The organism is Microbacterium sp. BG28 (assembly GCF_034044005.1).
GTDB lineage: Bacteria > Actinomycetota > Actinomycetes > Actinomycetales > Microbacteriaceae > Microbacterium.
Map to the genome: position 1 here is coordinate 225,785 of NZ_JAXCHA010000002.1, position 17,890 is coordinate 243,674.

Here is a 17,890-nt window from a genome sequence, read left to right on the forward strand (position 1 = left end):
CGCGCGGCAGGCTGTCCTCGCGGGGCTTGAGCAATCTGCTCGGTTCACGAGCGGGTTCGTTAAGGGTGTGTAACTATTCGCGCGGTCGTTTTGACCAAGCAGTGGGTCGTGCTTAGTGTTTCGGTATCCGCGGCACGATGCTCTCACAGCTCGTCGTGTCTGCATCATCCCTTTTCCAGGAGGAATAGTGAAGCGCAGCAAGATCGCTCTCGCGAGCGTGGCGCTGGCCGGTATCGGGGCTCTCGCCCTCGCCGGCTGCGCGAGTGGCGGCTCGGACGAGCCGACGTCTACCGGTGGCGACGCCGGGGCCATCATCAAGGTCAACGGTTCGGAGCCGGAGAACCCGCTCTTCCCGGCCAACACGAACGAGACCGGCGGCGGCAAGATCGTCGACTCGATCTACGCGGGCCTGGCCTACTACGACGGCGAAGGCAACATCGTCAACGATGTCGCCGACTCGATCACCGTCGACGACGCCAACACCATCACGGTGAAGCTCAAGGAGGGCCAGAAGTTCAGCAACGACGAGGCCGTCACCGCCGACAGCTTCATCAAGGCCTGGAACTACGGCGCGCTGAAGTCGAACGCTCAGAAGAACGCTTCCTGGTTCTCCGACATCGAGGGCTACAGCGAGGAGACCGACTCCGAGCTCACCGGTCTGACGAAGGTCGACGACACGACCTTCACGATCAAGCTCTCCAACCCTGTCGCCGCCGACTTCGTGCAGCGCCTCGGTTACTCGGCCTACTACCCGCTTCCCGAGGTCGCCTTCGAGGACCCCGCCGCCTTCGGCGAGAACCCCATCGGCAACGGCCCCTACAAGCTGGCCGGCGAGGGCGCGTGGCAGCACGACGTCGAGATCAACCTCGTGAAGAACGACGCCTACACCGGTGGCCGCGAGGCCAAGAACGGTGGCCTGGACATCGTCTTCTACGCCAACCTGGACGGCGCCTACGCCGACCTCCAGTCGGGCAACCTCGACGTCCTCGACGCGATCCCCACCAGCGCACAGGCGACCTTCGAGTCCGACCTGGGCGAGCGCGCGGTCAACCAGCCCGCCGCCATCTTCCAGTCGTTCACGATCCCGGAGAGCCTCGCGCACTTCTCGGGCGAAGAGGGTCAGCTGCGTCGCGAGGCGCTTTCGCTCGCGATCGACCGCGACGCGATCACGAAGACCATCTTCAACGGCACGCGTACGCCGGCCAGCGACTTCTCGTCGCCGGTCATCGGCGGATGGTCCGACTCGCTCGAGGGTGCTGACGTCCTGAAGTACAACCAGGACAAGGCGAAGGAACTGTGGGCCGAGGCCGACAAGATCTCGCCGTGGAGCGGCACGTTCCAGATCGCGTACAACTCCGACGGCGGCCACCAGGCCTGGGTCGACGCGACCACGAACTCGATCAAGAACACGCTCGGCATCGACGCGTCCGGCGCTCCGTTCGTCGACTTCGCCTCGCTGCGCACCGAGGTGACCAACCGCACGATCACCACGGCGTTCCGCACCGGTTGGCAGGCCGACTACCCCGGTCTGTACAACTTCCTCGCCCCGCTGTACCAGACCGGCGCAAGCTCGAACGACGGCGACTACTCGAACCCCGAGTTCGACAAGCTCCTCGCCTCCGGCGCGGCTGCTGACAGCACCGACGCGGCCACGGCCGACTACGAGAAGGCTCAGGAGATCCTGCTGAAGGACCTCCCCGCCATCCCGCTGTGGTACTCGAACGTCAACGGCGGGTACGCTGACACGGTTCAGAACGTCGTGTTCGGCTGGAACTCGGTTCCGCTGTACTACCAGATCACGAAGGGCTGATAGCTCTTCTGATCGCGACCGCGAGGCGGTGACGATCCCGTCACCGCCTCGCGGCCTGTCCAGAGACCTGCGTCCGCGTCACCCCGCGGGCGCCGGTCTCTCGTCGGGCGGGGGGTTCTTGCGCCGATCGTGCGAGGATACTCCTCGGCCACTTTCTCGGAGGGAGAGAGGATGCTCGCTTACATCCTCAGACGCATCCTGCAGGTGATCCCGGTGTTCCTGGGATCCACACTGCTCATCTATTTCCTCGTCTTCGCGATGCCGGGAAACCCGATCCTGGCTCTGTTCGGCGACAAGACGCCGAGCCAGTCGGTCATCGACGCACTCGAGGCGCAGTACCACCTGAACGAACCGTTCATCGTGCAGTACTTTTACTACATCACCGGCATCTTCCAGGGAGACCTGGGCAACACGTTCTCGGGCCAATCGGTCAATGACGTCCTCGCCCGAACGCTGCCGGTGACCGGTCGGCTCGCGGTGATGGCCATCGCCATCGAGTTCTCGCTCGCCATCATCATCGGCACCATCTCGGCCCTGCGTAAGGGCAAGATCTTCGACAACGTCGCGCTTGTCATCTCGCTGCTGTTCGTCGCGATGCCGATCTTCGTCCTGGCCTTCCTCGCGCAGTACTTCCTCGCTCTTCAGTTCGGCTGGTTCAAGCCGACCGTCGGCGGGAACAACAACTGGGGCGACCTGTGGCTGCCGGCATTGGTGCTGGGATTCAGCCTCTACGCCACGAGCATGCGACTGATGCGCGGCTCGGTCATCGACACACTCAACCAGGATTGGGTGCGCACCGCGTACAGCAAGGGCCTGCCGCGCCGACGCGTCATCCCCGTGCACGTGCTGCGCAACTCGCTCATCCCGGTCATCACCAACTCGGCCACCAACTTCGGTGTCCTGCTGGTGGGTGCCACCGTCACCGAGGCCATCTTCAACGTCCCCGGCGTCGGCAACACGCTCTTCCAGGCGACGCTGCGCCACGAGGGTCCGACGATCGTGTCGTTCGTCACCGTCTTCGTGATCATCTACGTTCTCGTCAACCTGGTGATCGACCTGCTCTACGGTCTGCTCGACCCGAGGATCCGCTATGTCAAGTAACTCCGAACTACCGACGCATTACGTCGCCGAGGTCAAGGACGCGTCGCTGACGGTCGATGCCGTCCGCATCGCCGACGAGAAGCCTTCCAGCCTCTGGCGGGACGCGTGGCGCGACCTGCGCAAGCGCCCCACCTTCTGGATCTCGCTCGCCGTCGTCGCCTTCATCCTGTTGATGGCCGTGTGGCCGACGCTGTTCACCCAGACGCCGCCCAACGACAACTGCCAGCTGTCCAACAGCAACGGCGGCCCGGCCGCCGGCCACCCGCTGGGATTCACGTTCCAGGGGTGCGACATCTACGCGCGCATCGTGTGGGGATCCCGCACGTCGCTGTCGGTCGGTCTGCTCTCGACGCTCATCGGCTCCTCGATCGGTCTGATCATGGGCGCGCTGGCCGGCTTCTACGGCGGATGGCTCGACTCGCTGCTCTCCCGCATCGGTGACATCTTCTTCTCGATCCCCTACATCCTGGCCGCGGTCGTCGTGATGAGCGTTTTCGCGGACTTCCGCAACGTCTTCACCCTTGCGTTCGCGATCGGCGGGTTCGCGTGGGCCTCGACCGCTCGCGTCGTGCGCGCCGAGGTGCTGAGGGTTCGGCAGGCGGACTTCGTGACCGCATCCCGGGCACTCGGGCAGTCGCGTTTCCGCACGATGGTCTCGCACGTCGTGCCCAACGCGATCGCGCCGCTGCTGGTCATCTCGACCCTGAGCCTGGCGGCGGCCATCGTCGCAGAGGCGACGCTGGCGTTCCTGGGTGTCGGCCTCGGCCCCGAGGTCATGTCGTGGGGTCGTGACATCTCCGAGGCGCAGCAGTCGTTGCGCATCGCTCCCATGGCGCTCATCTACCCGTCGATCGCGCTGACGCTCACCGTCCTCGCGTTCATTCTCCTGGGCGAGCTGATCCGCGACGCCCTCGACCCGAGAGCGAGGGCCCGCCGATGAGCGAGAACGCCGCAACCCCGTTGCTCAGCATCCGCAACCTTCGCGTCGCCTTCGACACCCAGTCGGGCAGCCGAGAGGTGCTTCACGGTGTGAACCTCGATGTGTTCCCCGGTGAGACGGTCGCGATCGTGGGCGAGTCCGGCTCGGGCAAGTCCACCACCGCCTCCGCGGTCGTGAACCTGCTGCCGGGCACCGGGCACGTCACGCAGGGAAGCATCACGCTCGACGGACGCGAGCTGACCGGCCTCAGTCGCACGCAGATGGAACGCCTGCGCGGCCGGGAGATCGGCTACGTGCCGCAGGACCCGATGTCGAACCTCAACCCGGTGTGGTCGATCGGCTTCCAGGTCAAGGAGGCGATCCGTGCGAACGGCATCGCCACCGGTCGCAAAGAGGTCACCCAGCGGGCGATCGAGGTGCTGCAGCAGGCCGGACTCGCGGATGCGGCCAAGCGCCTGCACCAGTACCCGCACCAGTTCTCGGGCGGCATGCGTCAGCGTGCGCTGATCGGCATCGGCCTCGCTGCCGACCCGAAGCTGCTGATCGCCGACGAGCCGACGTCTGCACTGGACGTCACGGTCCAGCGCGTCATCCTCGACCACATGGCCAAGCTCACGCGGGAGAAGGGCACCTCGGTGCTGCTGATCACGCACGACCTGGGCCTTGCGGCCGAGCGCGCCGAGAAGATCATCGTCATGCAGAACGGCGAGATCGTCGAGTCCGGCCCCAGCCGTGAGATCCTCCAGAACCCGCTGCATCCCTACACGCAGCGCCTCGTGGCGGCAGCTCCCTCGCTCGCCTCGCAGCGCATCCAGGCGCGTGCGGAGAGCCGGGGCATCGAGACGACCGATGACATCGAGGGTCTGGCTCCCGCGATCCGCGTGACGGATCTGACCAAGGAGTACAAGATCCGCCAGGGCGGCTTCCGCAGCGAAGCCTTCCGTGCCGTCGACGGGGTCTCGTTCGAGATCCCGCGCGGCAAGACGCTCGCCCTGGTGGGCGAGTCCGGATCGGGCAAGTCCACGGTCGCGAAGATGGTGCTGAAGCTCGAGGACCCGACCGCGGGATCCATCGAGATCGACGGCACCAACATCGAGAAGCTCTCGAACCGGGAGGCCTTCGCGCTTCGTCGTCGGATGCAGCCGGTGTTCCAGGACCCGTACGGCTCGCTCGACCCGCTCCGTAACATCGGCAACACGATCGCCGAGCCGATGGAGATCCACAAGGTCGGCGACAACGCCTCCCGCCGTAAGCGTGTGCGTGAGCTGCTCGACCAGGTCTCTCTCCCGCAGGAGCTGGCGACCCGTTACCCAAACGAGCTCTCCGGCGGTCAGCGCCAGCGTGTGGCCATCGCCCGCGCGCTCGCGCTCAAGCCCGACATCGTCGTGCTCGACGAGGCGGTCTCGGCCCTCGACGTGCTGGTGCAGGACCAGATCCTGCAGCTGCTCGCCGAGCTGCAGTCGGAGCTCGAGCTGACCTACCTCTTCATCACGCACGACCTCGCCGTCGTGCGCGTGGCCGCGGACATGGTCGCGGTCATGGAGCGGGGGCGCATCGTGGAGCAGGGCACGGTCGACGAGATCTTCGCCAACCCGGCCGAGGAGTACACGCGCCGCCTGCTGGACGCCATCCCCGGCGCGACCATTCCCCTCGGAGGCGGCAACTGAACCGCACCGTCTACCGGTCGACCTCGGCGACCGTCGGGATCATCGTCTCGGCGGTCGCCGCCGCCTTCCTCCTCGGCGACGCACTGATCCGCGCCGGAATCGTGAGCGCGCTCCTGCTCGCCCCGTGGATCCTGCTCGCGGTGTGGGGGATCTACGTCGGCATCTTCGCCTCCAGCGTGACCAGCTCCGCAGACGGACTTCGGGTGCAGAACTTCCTGCGCATCACCCGTATCCCGTTCTCCGCGATCGCCGAGATCCGTATGCGCTACCAGCTCGTGATCGAGACGACCGAGGGGCGCACTCTCACCTGCTATGGGGGACCGGTCTCCGCCCGCAGCGGTGCCCGCCGGTCCTCGGCCGGCGATCGTTCCACGGCCGGCTCGCGAGACGCCGAGCGCATCATCGACGACTGGCAGTCGGCGCTCGAGCCCACTGCCGTGCCTGCCCCGGTGCGGCGGATGTGGGACCTTCCGGCGCTCGTGGCGCTCATCGCGCTGGTGGTCTGGGCGGGCATCGCTGTCGCGGTCGTCGGGGCCGGCTGACCGTCTCACAGCCGCCTGCGGTAGACTGAGGGGCCCGGAGTCCCGGGTCACCCTCCCTCACTGCAAGGAAACCTGTATGGCGCGCGCCCTCCGCTCCGATCTGCGTAATGTCGCGATCGTCGCCCACGTCGACCACGGCAAGACGACTCTCGTCGATGCCATGCTCCGTCAGACGGGCTCGTTCGGTGAACACGCGCACGTCGAAGAGCGCGCCATGGACTCCAACGACCTGGAGCGTGAGAAGGGCATCACGATCCTCGCCAAGAACACGGCGATCACGTACAACGGCATCCACACCGACACTCCGATCACGATCAACGTGATCGACACCCCGGGCCACGCCGACTTCGGCGGCGAGGTGGAGCGCGGCCTGTCGATGGTGGACGGCGTCGTGCTGCTCGTCGACGCATCCGAGGGCCCGCTTCCCCAGACCCGCTTCGTGCTGCGCAAGGCGCTCGAGGCGAAGCTGCCGGTCATCCTGCTCGTGAACAAGACCGACCGCCCCGACGCGCGCATCGCCGAGGTGGAGGAAGAGGCTCACGACCTCCTGCTGGGTCTGGCATCCGACCTGCAGGACGACGTCCCCGACCTCGATGTCGACGCCCTGCTGGACGTTCCTGTGGTCTACGCATCCGGTCGCGCCGGCGCTGCGTCGCGCACGCGTCCCGAGAACGGATCGTTGCCCGACAACGAAGACCTCGAGCCGCTGTTCGAAGCGATCCTCGAGCACGTGCCGGCACCGTCCTACGACGACGAGGCGCCGCTGCAGGCGTGGGTGACCAACCTCGACTCCAGCCCGTTCCTCGGACGCCTGGCTCTCCTGCGCGTCTTCAACGGCACCCTGAAGAAGGGCCAGACCGTCGCCTGGGTCCGCCACGACGGTTCGCACTCCAACGCGCGCGTGACGGAGCTGCTCAAGACCAAGGCGCTCGAGCGCTTCCCGGCCGAGTCCGCCGGCCCCGGTGACATCGTCGCCATCGCCGGATTCGAGGACATCACGATCGGTGAGACGATCGCCGACCCCGAGGACGTCCGCCCGCTGCCGGCCATCACGGTCGACGACCCGGCGATCTCGATGACGATCGGCACGAACACTTCGCCGCTCATGGGCAAGGTCAAGGGTCACAAGCTCACGGCGCGCATGGTGAAGGACCGCCTCGACCGTGAGCTCATCGGCAACGTCTCGCTCAAGGTCGTCGACATCGGCCGCCCCGACGCCTGGGAGGTCCAGGGTCGCGGCGAGTTGGCGCTGGCGATCCTCGTCGAGAACATGCGCCGTGAGGGCTTCGAGCTCACCGTCGGCAAGCCCCAGGTCGTCACCAAGCGCGGCGAGGACGGCAAGCTGAAGGAGCCGTTCGAGCACCTCACGATCGACGCCCCGGAGGAGCACCTCGGCGCGATCACCCAGCTCATGGCGGCGCGCAAGGGCCGCATGGACAACATGACGAACCACGGCACCGGGTGGGTGCGCATGGAGTTCGTCGTGCCCTCCCGCGGCCTCATCGGCTTCCGCAGTGAGTTCCTCACCATCACGCGCGGCACGGGTATCGCGAATGCGATCTCCCACGGCTATGACGACTGGGCCGGCTCCATCACGACGCGTCAGAACGGCTCGATCGTCGCCGACCGCCAGGGTGTCGTCACCCCCTTCGCCATGATCGCGCTGCAGGAGCGGATGAGCTTCTTCGTGCAGCCGACCGAGGAGGTCTACGAGGGCATGGTCATCGGCGAGAACTCGCGCGCCGACGACATGGACGTCAACATCACCAAGGAGAAGAAGCTGACGAACATGCGTTCGTCGACCTCCGACTCCTTCGAGTCGATGACGCCGCCGCGTGTGCTGACCCTCGAGGAGTCCCTCGAGTTCGCCCGTGACGACGAATGCGTCGAGGTCACCCCCGAGAAGGTGCGCATCCGCAAGGTCGTGCTCGACGCGACCGAGCGAGGCCGCGCCGCATCCCGGCTGAAGCGCCAGGACGCCAACGCCTGAGTCGAACTCAGCGGACCTCGGAGACGAGGACCGCGCTGGTATCGCGGGAGAGCGCCTCGAAGACGTGAGGCGCGTCCCCGCGATACCGGAGGTAGTCGCCCGGAGAGAGCTCGACGGGGGAGTCCGCCGGTCCCACGGCGGCGCGTCCCGTGATCAGCACGACGTGCTCGACGGTTCCGGAGGCATGCGGGAGCGAGCGTCGGGGTTCTCCCGGCTCTGCCCGCAGCAGGTAGAGGTCGCTGCGCGAGTGCGGCGAGCCCGCCGCGAGCAACAGGGCGCTGTAGGCCGAGTCGGCCGCGCGAACACCCTCGTCCGAGCCCGCGCGGATGAGGTGCATCCCGTCGTCGGGCTCTTCGACGAACACGGCGAACGGCACGCCCAGAGCCGTCGCGATCGCCCAGAGCGTCTCCACGCTGGGGTTGCCCGTACCCGACTCGAGTTGTGAGATCGTGGCCTTTCCCACTCCGGCCCGACGGGCCAGCTCGGAGATGCTCATCCCCGCGCGTTCCCTCTCGCGACGGAGCGACCGGGCGATGCGTGGACCGATGGCCTCCATGTGTTCAGTATGGCGCACGATTGTTCGGTTTGACGAACGCCGATCCGGCGGACATCATGTGGTGATGGACGCGCACACCATGCCGGACCCCGGCCGCCGGGCGGTGCGGCAGGGCCTTGCGGTCGCCCTGGCCACCAGTGCGTACGGCATCTCCTTCGGCGCCCTCTCGGTCGCTGCGGGCCTGGATGTCTGGCAGACGTGCGTTCTGAGCCTGCTCATGTTCACCGGGGGATCGCAGTTCGCCTTCGTCGGCGTGATCGCCGCCGGCGGGATCGCCGCCGCGCCCGCGGCGATCGCCTCCGCAGCACTTCTCGGGGTGCGCAACGTCGCGTACGGCATGCGGCTGTCGCCGCAGTTCGACGGGGTGTGGCGCAAGATGGCCGCTGCGGGATTCACGATCGATGAGTCGACCGCCGTCTCGCTCGCACAGACCGACGCGCGGGCGCGGTCTCTCGGCTTCTGGGTCACGGGTGTCGGCATCTATGTCGGCTGGAACATCTCCACGCTGGCGGGCGCACTGCTGGGCGACGTCCTGGGCGACCCGCGTGCGTACGGACTGGATGCGGCGGCCGCAGCGGCCTTCCTCGCGCTGTTGTGGCCGCGGCTGGTGGGCAGGCAGGCCATTGCCGTCGGGATCGCCGCGGCCGTGGTGGCGACCGTGCTCACGCCCGTGCTCGTGCCGGGTGTTCCCGTGCTGATCGCCGCCCTCGTGGCGGTCGTGGTCGGGTGGGTCGAGCGGCCCGGCGTGAAGGCGGCCTCGTGACGCTGTGGAACGCGGTCCTGCTCGCCGCCGTGATCTGCCTCGCCCTCAAAGCCGTGGGATATGCCATCCCGACGCGCTTCGTCGAAGCACCGCGGCCCGCGCGCATCGCGGACCTGCTCACCGTGGCGCTGCTGGGTGCGCTGGTCGCCGTGCAGGCGCTCGGGGCCGGGCAGGCGATCGTGCTCGATGCTCGCCTGCCCGCGCTCCTCGTCGCCGCGGGGCTTCTCGCCCTGCGCGCGCCGTTCCTTGTGGTGGTCGTCGCGGCGGCCGCCGTCGCGGCCCTGCTGCGTCTGGTGGGCTGGGCGGCCTGAGGCCACTCCCACCCGCGGCGACTAGGATCCCGGGGTGGGCTCGCTTGCATCTCGAATCGCCGCCTGGGCGATCGCTCTCGTCGTGGGGGTCGTCTACGGCGCCGCCGGATCCTTCGCGCATGCGGCATTCATCGGACCGGTGCCGATCGGACTCCTGCTCGGGGTGATCGGAGCCGGTGCGCTGCTGGTCGCCGTGCGTCTGCTGACGGGGGACCGGTGGACGACCCTCGCGGCGGCGCTGGGCATCATGGTGATCACGTACGTGTTCGCCCAGCCGTCGACGGGCGGGTCGGTGTTGTTCACCGTGGAGCACGAGACGCTCGCGCTCATCTGGATGGGTGCCGTTCCGCTGATAGCGGCCATCGTGGTGGCATGGCCGCGCGCGCCCCGACGCGCAGCCGAGGCGAACTAGACTGACCACGTGACGTATGTGATCGCCCTTCCGTGCGTCGATGTCAAGGATCGTGCCTGCATCGACGAATGCCCCGTCGACTGCATCTATGAGGGCGATCGTTCGCTCTACATCCACCCCGACGAGTGTGTGGACTGCGGAGCGTGCGAGCCGGCCTGCCCCGTCGAGGCGATCTACTACGAAGACGATCTGCCGGAAGAGTGGCAGGACTACTACAAGGCCAATGTCGAGTTCTTCGACGACATCGGCTCGCCCGGTGGCGCCGCCAAGGTGGGCGTGATCCACAAGGACCACCCCGTCATCGCCGAGCTGCCGCCCCAGGGCGAGTGAACGCCTAGATGAGCGTCGCCGACCTCGCCGACTACCCCTGGGACGCCGTCGCGCCGTACGCCGAGACCGCGCGTCGGCATCCCGACGGCATCGTCGATCTCTCGATCGGTTCTCCCGTCGACCGCACGCCGGTGGTCGTCGAGGCCGCCCTCGCGGCGGCGACCGACGCGCACGCCTATCCGCAGACCGTCGGGACGCCCCCGCTGCGTGAGGCGATCGTCGACTGGTACGCGCGCCGCCGGGGTGTCGCACATCTCACTCCCTCGCACGTGCTGCCGACCGTCGGCTCGAAAGAACTGGTGGCCCTGCTTCCGCTGCTGCTCGGGCTCGGCACGGGCGACACCGTCGTGCATCCGGTCGCCGCGTATCCCACCTACGAGGTCGGCGCACGCCTGGTCGGGGCGACTGCGGTGGCCGAGGATGACCCGGCCTCGTGGCCGGAGGGCACGAAACTCGTCTGGATCAACTCGCCCGGCAACCCGGATGGACGGGTGTGGAACGTCGCCGAGCTGCGCCGGGCCCGCGAACGGGCGCGAGAACTGGGCGCGGTGCTCGCGTCGGACGAGTGCTACGCCGAACTGGGATGGGAAGCGCCGTGGGCTGATGCCCCCGTGCCTTCGGTCCTGGATCCCGCCGTGGTCGCCGCCGATCCGTCCGGTGTGCTGTCGGTCTACTCGCTGAGCAAGCAGTCCAACCTCGCCGGTTATCGTGCCGCCTTCCTCGCGGGTGATCCCGCGCTCGTCGCGCGTCTCCTGACGGCGCGGAAGCACCTCGGGCTCATGCTGCCGGCCCCTGTGCAGGCGGCGATGGTGGCCGCGCTGGGCGACGACGCGCACGTCGCCGCTCAGAAGGGTCGCTACGGCGCCCGGCGGGCGGTGCTGAAGCCCGCCGTCGAGGCCGCGGGCTTCCGCGTCGACCGCAGCGAAGCCGGACTCTATCTCTGGGCGACGCGCGGCGAGGATGCGTGGGACAGCATGGCCGCCCTCGCCGAGCTCGGCATCCTGGCCGGACCCGGGCACTTCTACGGACCGCACCATCCGCAGCACATCCGGCTGTCCCTCACGGCGACGGATGAGCGGATCGCCGCGGCTGCGGCGCGTCTCCGCGCCGCGGGATCGTAGCTTTCCTCTTACGGATCGCATATTCCTTTGGTGCCAGTCACCGTAGGCCGCTGCCACGGCTAGGCTGTAATCGCAGGGGCGCGCCGACACGTAGCGTGCCCGGGCAGGTCGCCACCGGGCGACCGAGGATCCCCACCTTTCGCCGACGATCCATCGCAAGGAGGCGCCGTGACCGAAGCCGGCTCGCAGCAGAAGACCGCACGTCTGACCGTCGCAGAGCACACCGCGGAGCTGCCTGTGCTGACGGGTACGGACGGTGCGCCCAGCATCGATGTGTCGTCACTGACGCGTCAGACCGGACACACGACCCTCGACTACGGGTTCGTGAACACCGCGGCGACCAAGTCCGCGGTCACCTTCATCGACGGCGACGAGGGCATCCTCCGCTACCGCGGATACCCGATCGAGCAGCTCGCGAAGAACTCGACCTACCTCGAGGTCGCCTGGCTGCTCATCTACGGCGAGCTGCCCAGCGCGAGCGAGCTCGAGGACTTCGACAACCGCATCCGGCGTCACACGCTGCTGCACGAGGATCTCAAGCGCTTCTTCTCCGCGCTGCCGCACACCGCGCATCCGATGTCCGTGCTGTCGGCCGCCACGGCGGCGCTCTCGACCTATTACGAGAACCAGTCGGACCCGCACAACCCCGAGTTCGTCGAGCTCAACACGATACGCATGCTCGCGAAGCTTCCTGTGATCGCTGCCTACGCGCACAAGAAGAGCGTCGGTCAGGCCTTCCTCTACCCCGACAACTCGCTCAGCTTCGTCGACAACTTCCTGAAGCTCAACTTCGGTGTGCTCAGCGAGCAGTACGAGATCAGCCCCGTGATGTCGCGAGCACTCGAGCGGCTGCTGATCCTGCACGAGGACCACGAGCAGAACGCCTCGACGTCGACCGTGCGTCTGGTGGGCTCCACCGGGGCGAACATCTTCTCCTCGGTCTCGGCGGGTATCAACGCGCTCTCCGGGCCGCTTCACGGCGGTGCGAACGAGGCCGTGCTCGACATGCTGGGCCGCATCCGCGACTCCGGCGAGAGCGTGCAGCGCTTCGTCGAGCGGGTCAAGAACAAGGAAGACGGCGTGAAGCTCATGGGCTTCGGGCACCGCGTCTACAAGAACTACGACCCGCGCGCGAAGCTCGTCAAGGAATCCGCCGACGAGGTGCTCGCCGAGCTCGGCGTCAGTGACCCGCTGCTGGATCTCGCGAAGGAGCTGGAGGAGATCGCCCTGCGCGACGACTACTTCATCTCCCGCCGGCTGTACCCGAACGTCGATTTCTACACCGGCGTCATCTACAAGGCCATGGGCTTCCCGACCCGCATGTTCACTGTGCTGTTCGCGATCGGTCGTCTTCCGGGGTGGCTCGCCCACTGGCGGGAGATGAACCAGGACCCGCAGACCAAGATCGGCCGCCCCCAGCAGCTGTACGTGGGCGCTCCCGAGCGCAACTACCCGGGCGTGGGCTGAGGATGCCGCGGCTTCTCGTGCGGCCGCCGTCCTCGCGGCTGGCCGAGGGGGAGCTCACGCACCTCGAGCGGGTGCCGGTGGATCCCGCGCTCGCGCGCGAGCAGTGGGAGGCGTACGTCGACGTGTTCCGCGCCCGCGGGTGGGAGATCGTGCCGGTCGCCGAGGCGGACGAACAGGCGGACGGCGTGTTCGTCGAGGATGCCCTGGTCGTGTTCGGCGATCTGGCCGTCCTGTGCCGCGCCGGAGCCGACTCGCGCCGGGGAGAGCGCCCCACGATCGAATCCGCGACCGCGCGGACCGGGCTGGCGACGGCGGAGATCGTCGCCCCGGCGACACTCGACGGCGGCGACGTGCTCAAGATCGGCCGCACCGTCTACGTGGGCCTGTCGGCGCGCACGACAGGGGACGCCGTGGCGCAGCTGCGCGCACTGCTCGAACCCCGAGGGTGGGACGTGCACGGGGTCCCCGTGACACGGGTGCTGCACCTGAAGTCAGCGGTGACCGCGCTCCCGGACGGCACGGTCATCGGTTATCCGCCGCTGGTGGATGACCCCGCGGCGTTCCCGGCGTTCCTGCCGGTTCCCGAGGAGCACGGCACGGCGGTCGTGGTGCTCGACGAGAACACCGTCCTCATGTCGGCGGACGCGCCGGCATCCGCGGCCCTTTTCCGGGCGAGGGGCCTGGAGGTCATCACGACCCCGGTGAGCGAGTTCGAGAAGCTCGAGGGCTGCGTCACCTGTCTGTCGGTGCGCCTGCGCGATTGACGCCGTCAGCGCTCCAGCGTGGCGGCGTAGTCGGGGACCATCGCGTCCTCGCTCCGCGGCGGACGCTCGTACCCGCGTGAGGCGGGTCGTTCCGGGATCTCCACGCTCTCGTGCGGGAGCGGCTGCCAGGGGATCTGCGCGAGCAGGTGGTGGATCATGTTGATGCGGCCACGGCGCTTGTCTTCGTTGTCGACCTCGTACCAGCGCGCCTCAGGGATGTCGGTGTGCACGAGCATCGCGTCCTTCGCCCGGGAGTAGTCCTCCCACTTGGTGATGGACAACACGTCGTTAGGGCTCAGCTTCCAGCGCCTCATCGGGTCGCGGGCCCGCGAGCGGAAACGCGCCTCCTGTTCGACGTCCGACACACTGAACCAGTACTTCAGCAGCAGGATGCCGTCTTCGACCAGCATCCGCTCGAACAGCGGCGCCTGGCGCAGGAACCTCTGGTACTCCGCATCGGTGCAGTAGCCCATGACCCGCTCGACGCCGGCCCGGTTGTACCAGGAGCGGTCCATCAGCACGATCTCGCCCGCCGCGGGCAGGTGCGGGATGTAGCGCTGGAAGTACCACTGCGACTTCTCGCGATCCGTCGGCGTCGGCAGAGCCACGATGCGGCTGACGCGGGGATTCAGGTACTCCGACACTCGTTTGATCGTCGAGCCCTTGCCCGCAGCGTCACGGCCCTCGAAGATCACCACGACACGCGCGCCGGTCGCCTGCACCCATGCCTGCATGTCGACGAGCTGGGCCTGTAGACGCGCGAGTTCGCGCTCGTAGAGCTTCTTCGACAGCCGCGCGGCGCTCATGCGTGCAGCGCCTCGTTGAGGGTGACTCCCACGCCCGCGCGACGCACGGCTTCGATCGCTCCTGTCAGCGAGTTCCTGCGGAACAGGACGCCGTCGCGTCCGGACAGCTCTGCGCCCTTCACGACGGGCCGCGTGCCGTCCGCGCCCGGCTGCTCGTCGGCGAGCACGATCTTGGATCCGGCGGTGACGTACAAGCCCGCTTCCACGACGCAGTCGTCACCGAGCGAGATGCCGATTCCCGCGTTCGCGCCGAGAAGCGTGCGTGAGCCGATCGAGACGCGGTGCGTGCCGCCGCCCGAGAGAGTGCCCATGATCGACGCGCCGCCGCCGATGTCGCTGCCGTCACCGACCACCACGCCTTGAGAGATGCGCCCCTCGACCATCGAGGCACCCAGGGTGCCGGCGTTGAAGTTGACGAACCCTTCGTGCATCACCGTGGTGCCCGGGGAGAGGTAGGCGCCGAGGCGCACGCGCGAGGCGTCGGCCACACGCACCCCGGGCGGTGTCACGTAGTCGAGCAGTCGCGGGAACTTGTCGAGGCTGTGCACCTGGATGCCGGCGCGGGTCAGCGCGGGACGCAGCCGCTCCGCGTCGGCGGGGTGCATCGGTCCCGCGGTCGTCCACGCGACGATCGGCAGGTGACCGAAGATGCCGTCGAGGTTGATCTCGTTCGGAGCCACCACGCGGTGGGAGAGGGCGTGCAGGCGCAGGTACGCGTCGACGGTGGATGCGGGAGCCGCATCCACGTCGATCGTCAGCGCCACGGGAGAGACCGTGACCCGGCGGCGGGCGTCAGCGCCGGCGAACTCCGCGAGCTCGGCACTCGAGCGGGACTGTGCCTGGTCCGTCACCGTCGGGAACCACGCGTCGAGAACGGTGCCGTCCTCGCTCGTCGTCGACAGACCCGTGCCCGATACCGTGCGCTTCATGCTCATCCCCTCAGATTATCGGCCCGGACAGTCTCGGTAGACTGAGCCCATGCCCGTGCTGGATCTGTCCGCGTCCGCCGTCGAGCTCACGCAGGCGATCTGCGACATCCCGAGCGTCTCCGGCGATGAGGCGACACTGGCGGACGCCATCGCCGCCGCGTTGGCGCCCCTGTCGCACCTCGAGGTCTTCCGTGACGGCGACACCATCATCGCCCGGACACGCCTCGGCAGACCGCAGCGCGTCGTGATCGCCGGGCACATCGACACGGTTCCCCTCAACGACAACCTCCCGAGCCGCCTGATGGACGACGAGGGTGAGCCGACCCTCTGGGGGCGCGGCACCGTCGACATGAAGGCGGGCGTCGCGGTCCAGCTGAAGCTCGCTGCCGAACTCACCGATCCCCGCGTCGACATCACCTGGATGTGGTACGACCACGAGGAGGTGGAGGCCTCCCTCAACGGGCTCGGTCGCGTGGCGCGCCTGCGCCCGGATCTCTTCGAGGCGGACTTCGCGATCCTCGGCGAGCCTTCCAACGGCCAGGTCGAGGGGGGCTGCAACGGGACGCTGCGCGTCGTGGCGCGCACGCACGGCGTCCGGGCCCACAGCGCCCGCGCGTGGGTGGGCGAGAACGCGATCCACGCCGCGGCTCCGATCCTCACCCGCCTTGCCGCCTACGAGCCGGCGACGATCGACGTGGAGGGACTCGCTTACCGTGAGGGCCTCAACGCCGTGCGCGTGACCGGTGGCGTGGCAGGCAACGTCATCCCCGATCTCTGCGAGGTCGAGATCAACTACCGCTTCGCGCCGAGCCGGTCGGTGGCCGAGGCGGAAGCACACGTGCGCGATGTGCTCGAGGGCTTCGAGGTCGAGTTGACGGACTCGTCCGCGGGTGCCCGGCCGGGTCTGGACGCACCCCTCGCTCAAGAGTTCGTTCGCGCGGTCGGTGCCCGGCCTCATCCGAAGTACGGCTGGACGGATGTGGCGCGGTTCTCGGCGCTGGGGGTCCCCGCGGTGAACTACGGCCCTGGCAACCCGAGCCTGGCACACCATGACCAGGAGCGCGTGGCGATCGCGCAGATCGAGGACGTCGAGCGCGGACTGCGCACGTGGCTGAGCAGCTGACGCGCGTCGGTCGCTGGCCTGCCGCCGCTCGGATCGGGCTGATCTACGTCGCCGCCCGTCTGGTGACACTCGGCTTCTTCGCCCTCGCCTCCGCCCTGTCGACCTCGGCATCCCGGTTCGGCGTGGACCCCGGCATCGGCAAGCTGCTCATGGGCTGGGACGCGCAGTGGTACTGGGTGGTCGCCGCCAATGGATACCCCTCACCGCTGCCGCTGACCGAGGCGGGACAGGTGGCGGAGAACGCGTGGGCCTTTCTGCCGCTGTATCCGTGGGCGTCGCAGGGAGTGGGCTTCTTCGTCGGCGGGTGGCCCGTGGCGGGTCCGCTCGTCGCGCTCGTCGCCGGCTACTTCGCCGCGCTCGCGTTCTATCGCCTGATGCGCCAGCGCCTCGACCGGTCGACGTCGACCTGGGCGGTCGTCTTCTTCGTGGCGGGTCCGCTGGCCGCCCTCTTCCAGGTCGCGTACGCGGAATCGCTGTTCCTCCTGTGGCTGTTGCTGGCGCTGGAGGCCCTGCTCCGGCGCCGCTACGTGTGGCTGTATCTGCTCATCCCGCTCATGGGCTTCACGCGCCCCGGCATCCTCGCCTTCGCTCTCACGCTCGGGCTGGTGGGCATCTGGCGGTGGGTGCGCAGGCGCGCGGATCCTCTGCCCGCGCGTGAGATCGTTCACCTGGTCGCCCTCGCCGCCCTGGCAACGCTCGTCGGCTTCTCGTGGCAGGTGATCGCGGCGGTCGCGACGGGCGACCCGGGCGCCTATCTGGCGACGGAGCTCGCGTGGCGGCGCAATTGGATCCCGGATGCGGCCGCGCACTTCTTCCCCTTCGACGGTTTCCTCGCCGGCACCGCCTTCTGGGCGCGGCTGTGGGGCTGGCCGCTGTGGCTCGGGTTCGCGCTGCTGGCCGTGGTCGTGCTCGCGGCGGCCGCCGTCCTGCTGTTCGCGCCGGGGGTGCGCCGGCTCGGGATGGAGGTGCGGCTGTGGTCGGCGAGCTACCTGCTCTACCTGCTCGCCGTCTTCTTCCCGCAGTCGAGCACCTTCCGGCTCCTCGTCCCGCTGTCGCCCCTCTGGGGCGCCGTCGCGGTCGGACGTCATCCCGTTTGGCGTATCGGGGTCCTGATCGCAGGACTGGCTGGACAGTGGTGGTGGATCTACAACATGTACGCGCTCGGGAACACGCTCTGGCAGATCCCCTGAGGACAAGCGTCGGGCGCGCTCTCACGCACGATAAACTGGGAACTCACCATTGACGAAGAGGAGCCACG

Annotated in this window: 18 protein-coding genes; 15 read left to right on the forward strand and 3 right to left on the reverse strand. The window is 68.3% G+C overall.

Annotated features, from left to right (window positions below; translation table 11 throughout):
• The first annotated feature begins 187 nt into the window (after positions 1–187).
• The 6 genes from SK224_RS06710 (at position 188) to typA (ending at position 8,050) form a co-directional block, all read left to right on the forward strand.
• The gene (locus tag SK224_RS06710) at positions 188–1,810 is read left to right on the forward strand and encodes an ABC transporter substrate-binding protein (RefSeq protein WP_320433982.1); all 1,623 of its coding nucleotides are present in this window, start codon (positions 188–190) and stop codon (positions 1,808–1,810) included.
• A gap of 171 nt (positions 1,811–1,981) precedes the next feature.
• Positions 1,982–2,911 (forward strand): ABC transporter permease, encoded by a 930-nt coding sequence (locus SK224_RS06715; RefSeq protein ID WP_307324540.1) that lies wholly within the window; start codon positions 1,982–1,984, stop codon positions 2,909–2,911.
• Positions 2,901–3,851, forward strand: coding sequence for an ABC transporter permease (locus tag SK224_RS06720; protein WP_320433983.1), 951 nt, complete (start codon positions 2,901–2,903; stop codon positions 3,849–3,851). Before SK224_RS06715 ends, SK224_RS06720 begins: the two co-directional genes overlap by 11 nt.
• Positions 3,848–5,518 (forward strand): ABC transporter ATP-binding protein, encoded by a 1,671-nt coding sequence (locus SK224_RS06725; RefSeq protein WP_320433984.1) that lies wholly within the window; start codon positions 3,848–3,850, stop codon positions 5,516–5,518. Before SK224_RS06720 ends, SK224_RS06725 begins: the two co-directional genes overlap by 4 nt.
• A 101-nt stretch (positions 5,519–5,619) precedes the next feature.
• Positions 5,620–6,060, forward strand: a complete 441-nt coding sequence (locus tag SK224_RS06730; RefSeq protein WP_320433985.1) for a PH domain-containing protein — start codon at positions 5,620–5,622, stop codon at positions 6,058–6,060.
• 76 nt (positions 6,061–6,136) lie between these two features.
• On the forward strand, positions 6,137–8,050 hold the full coding sequence (gene typA, locus SK224_RS06735; protein ID WP_243227493.1) for a translational GTPase TypA: 1,914 nt from the start codon (positions 6,137–6,139) through the stop codon (positions 8,048–8,050).
• Positions 8,051–8,057: 7 nt separating this feature from the next.
• Here the strand turns inward: typA and SK224_RS06740 are convergent, their stop codons facing one another.
• Positions 8,058–8,606 carry an XRE family transcriptional regulator gene (locus SK224_RS06740; RefSeq protein ID WP_320433986.1) on the reverse strand — a complete coding sequence of 183 codons (549 nt, stop codon included), beginning with the start codon at positions 8,604–8,606 and terminating at the stop codon, positions 8,058–8,060.
• 64 nt (positions 8,607–8,670) lie between these two features.
• On the opposite strand from SK224_RS06740, the gene SK224_RS06745 reads away from it, so the two are divergent.
• From SK224_RS06745 to ddaH, 7 genes are all read left to right on the forward strand, one after another.
• Positions 8,671–9,369: an AzlC family ABC transporter permease gene (locus SK224_RS06745; protein ID WP_320433987.1), complete on the forward strand. Its 699-nt coding sequence runs from the start codon at positions 8,671–8,673 to the stop codon at positions 9,367–9,369.
• Positions 9,366–9,680 (forward strand): AzlD domain-containing protein, encoded by a 315-nt coding sequence (locus SK224_RS06750; RefSeq protein WP_320433988.1) that lies wholly within the window; start codon positions 9,366–9,368, stop codon positions 9,678–9,680. The genes SK224_RS06745 and SK224_RS06750 overlap by 4 nt, the downstream gene beginning before the upstream one ends.
• Before the next feature lie 34 nt (positions 9,681–9,714).
• Positions 9,715–10,092, forward strand: a complete 378-nt coding sequence (locus SK224_RS06755; RefSeq protein WP_320433989.1) for a DUF6113 family protein — start codon at positions 9,715–9,717, stop codon at positions 10,090–10,092.
• 9 nt (positions 10,093–10,101) lie between these two features.
• Positions 10,102–10,422, forward strand: coding sequence for a ferredoxin (gene fdxA / locus SK224_RS06760; protein WP_137417408.1), 321 nt, complete (start codon positions 10,102–10,104; stop codon positions 10,420–10,422).
• Between the two features lie 8 nt (positions 10,423–10,430).
• Complete coding sequence (gene dapC / locus SK224_RS06765) at positions 10,431–11,543, forward strand: succinyldiaminopimelate transaminase (protein WP_320433990.1); 1,113 nt, start codon at positions 10,431–10,433, stop codon at positions 11,541–11,543.
• Positions 11,544–11,711: 168 nt separating this feature from the next.
• On the forward strand, positions 11,712–13,010 hold the full coding sequence (locus SK224_RS06770; RefSeq protein ID WP_234075109.1) for a citrate synthase: 1,299 nt from the start codon (positions 11,712–11,714) through the stop codon (positions 13,008–13,010).
• A 2-nt stretch (positions 13,011–13,012) separates the two neighbouring features.
• Entirely contained in the window at positions 13,013–13,774 is a 762-nt protein-coding gene (gene ddaH, locus SK224_RS06775) for a dimethylargininase (RefSeq protein ID WP_320433991.1), read from the forward strand.
• 5 nt (positions 13,775–13,779) lie between these two features.
• On the opposite strand, the gene ppk2 is transcribed toward ddaH, so the two are convergent.
• Together ppk2 and dapD are read right to left on the reverse strand one after the other, a co-directional pair.
• The gene (gene ppk2 / locus SK224_RS06780; protein ID WP_320433992.1) at positions 13,780–14,580 is read right to left on the reverse strand and encodes a polyphosphate kinase 2; all 801 of its coding nucleotides are present in this window, start codon (positions 14,578–14,580) and stop codon (positions 13,780–13,782) included.
• A complete protein-coding gene (gene dapD / locus SK224_RS06785) occupies positions 14,577–15,515 on the reverse strand; it encodes a 2,3,4,5-tetrahydropyridine-2,6-dicarboxylate N-succinyltransferase (RefSeq protein WP_320433993.1) in 939 nt (312 codons plus the stop codon). The genes ppk2 and dapD overlap by 4 nt, the downstream gene beginning before the upstream one ends.
• Before the next feature lie 43 nt (positions 15,516–15,558).
• Between dapD and dapE the strand changes: the two genes are divergently transcribed.
• Both dapE and SK224_RS06795 read left to right on the forward strand, forming a co-directional pair.
• Positions 15,559–16,632: a succinyl-diaminopimelate desuccinylase gene (gene dapE, locus SK224_RS06790; RefSeq protein ID WP_320433994.1), complete on the forward strand. Its 1,074-nt coding sequence runs from the start codon at positions 15,559–15,561 to the stop codon at positions 16,630–16,632.
• The gene (locus tag SK224_RS06795; protein ID WP_320433995.1) at positions 16,617–17,822 is read left to right on the forward strand and encodes a hypothetical protein; all 1,206 of its coding nucleotides are present in this window, start codon (positions 16,617–16,619) and stop codon (positions 17,820–17,822) included. The genes dapE and SK224_RS06795 overlap by 16 nt, the downstream gene beginning before the upstream one ends.
• Positions 17,823–17,890 lie beyond the last annotated feature (68 nt).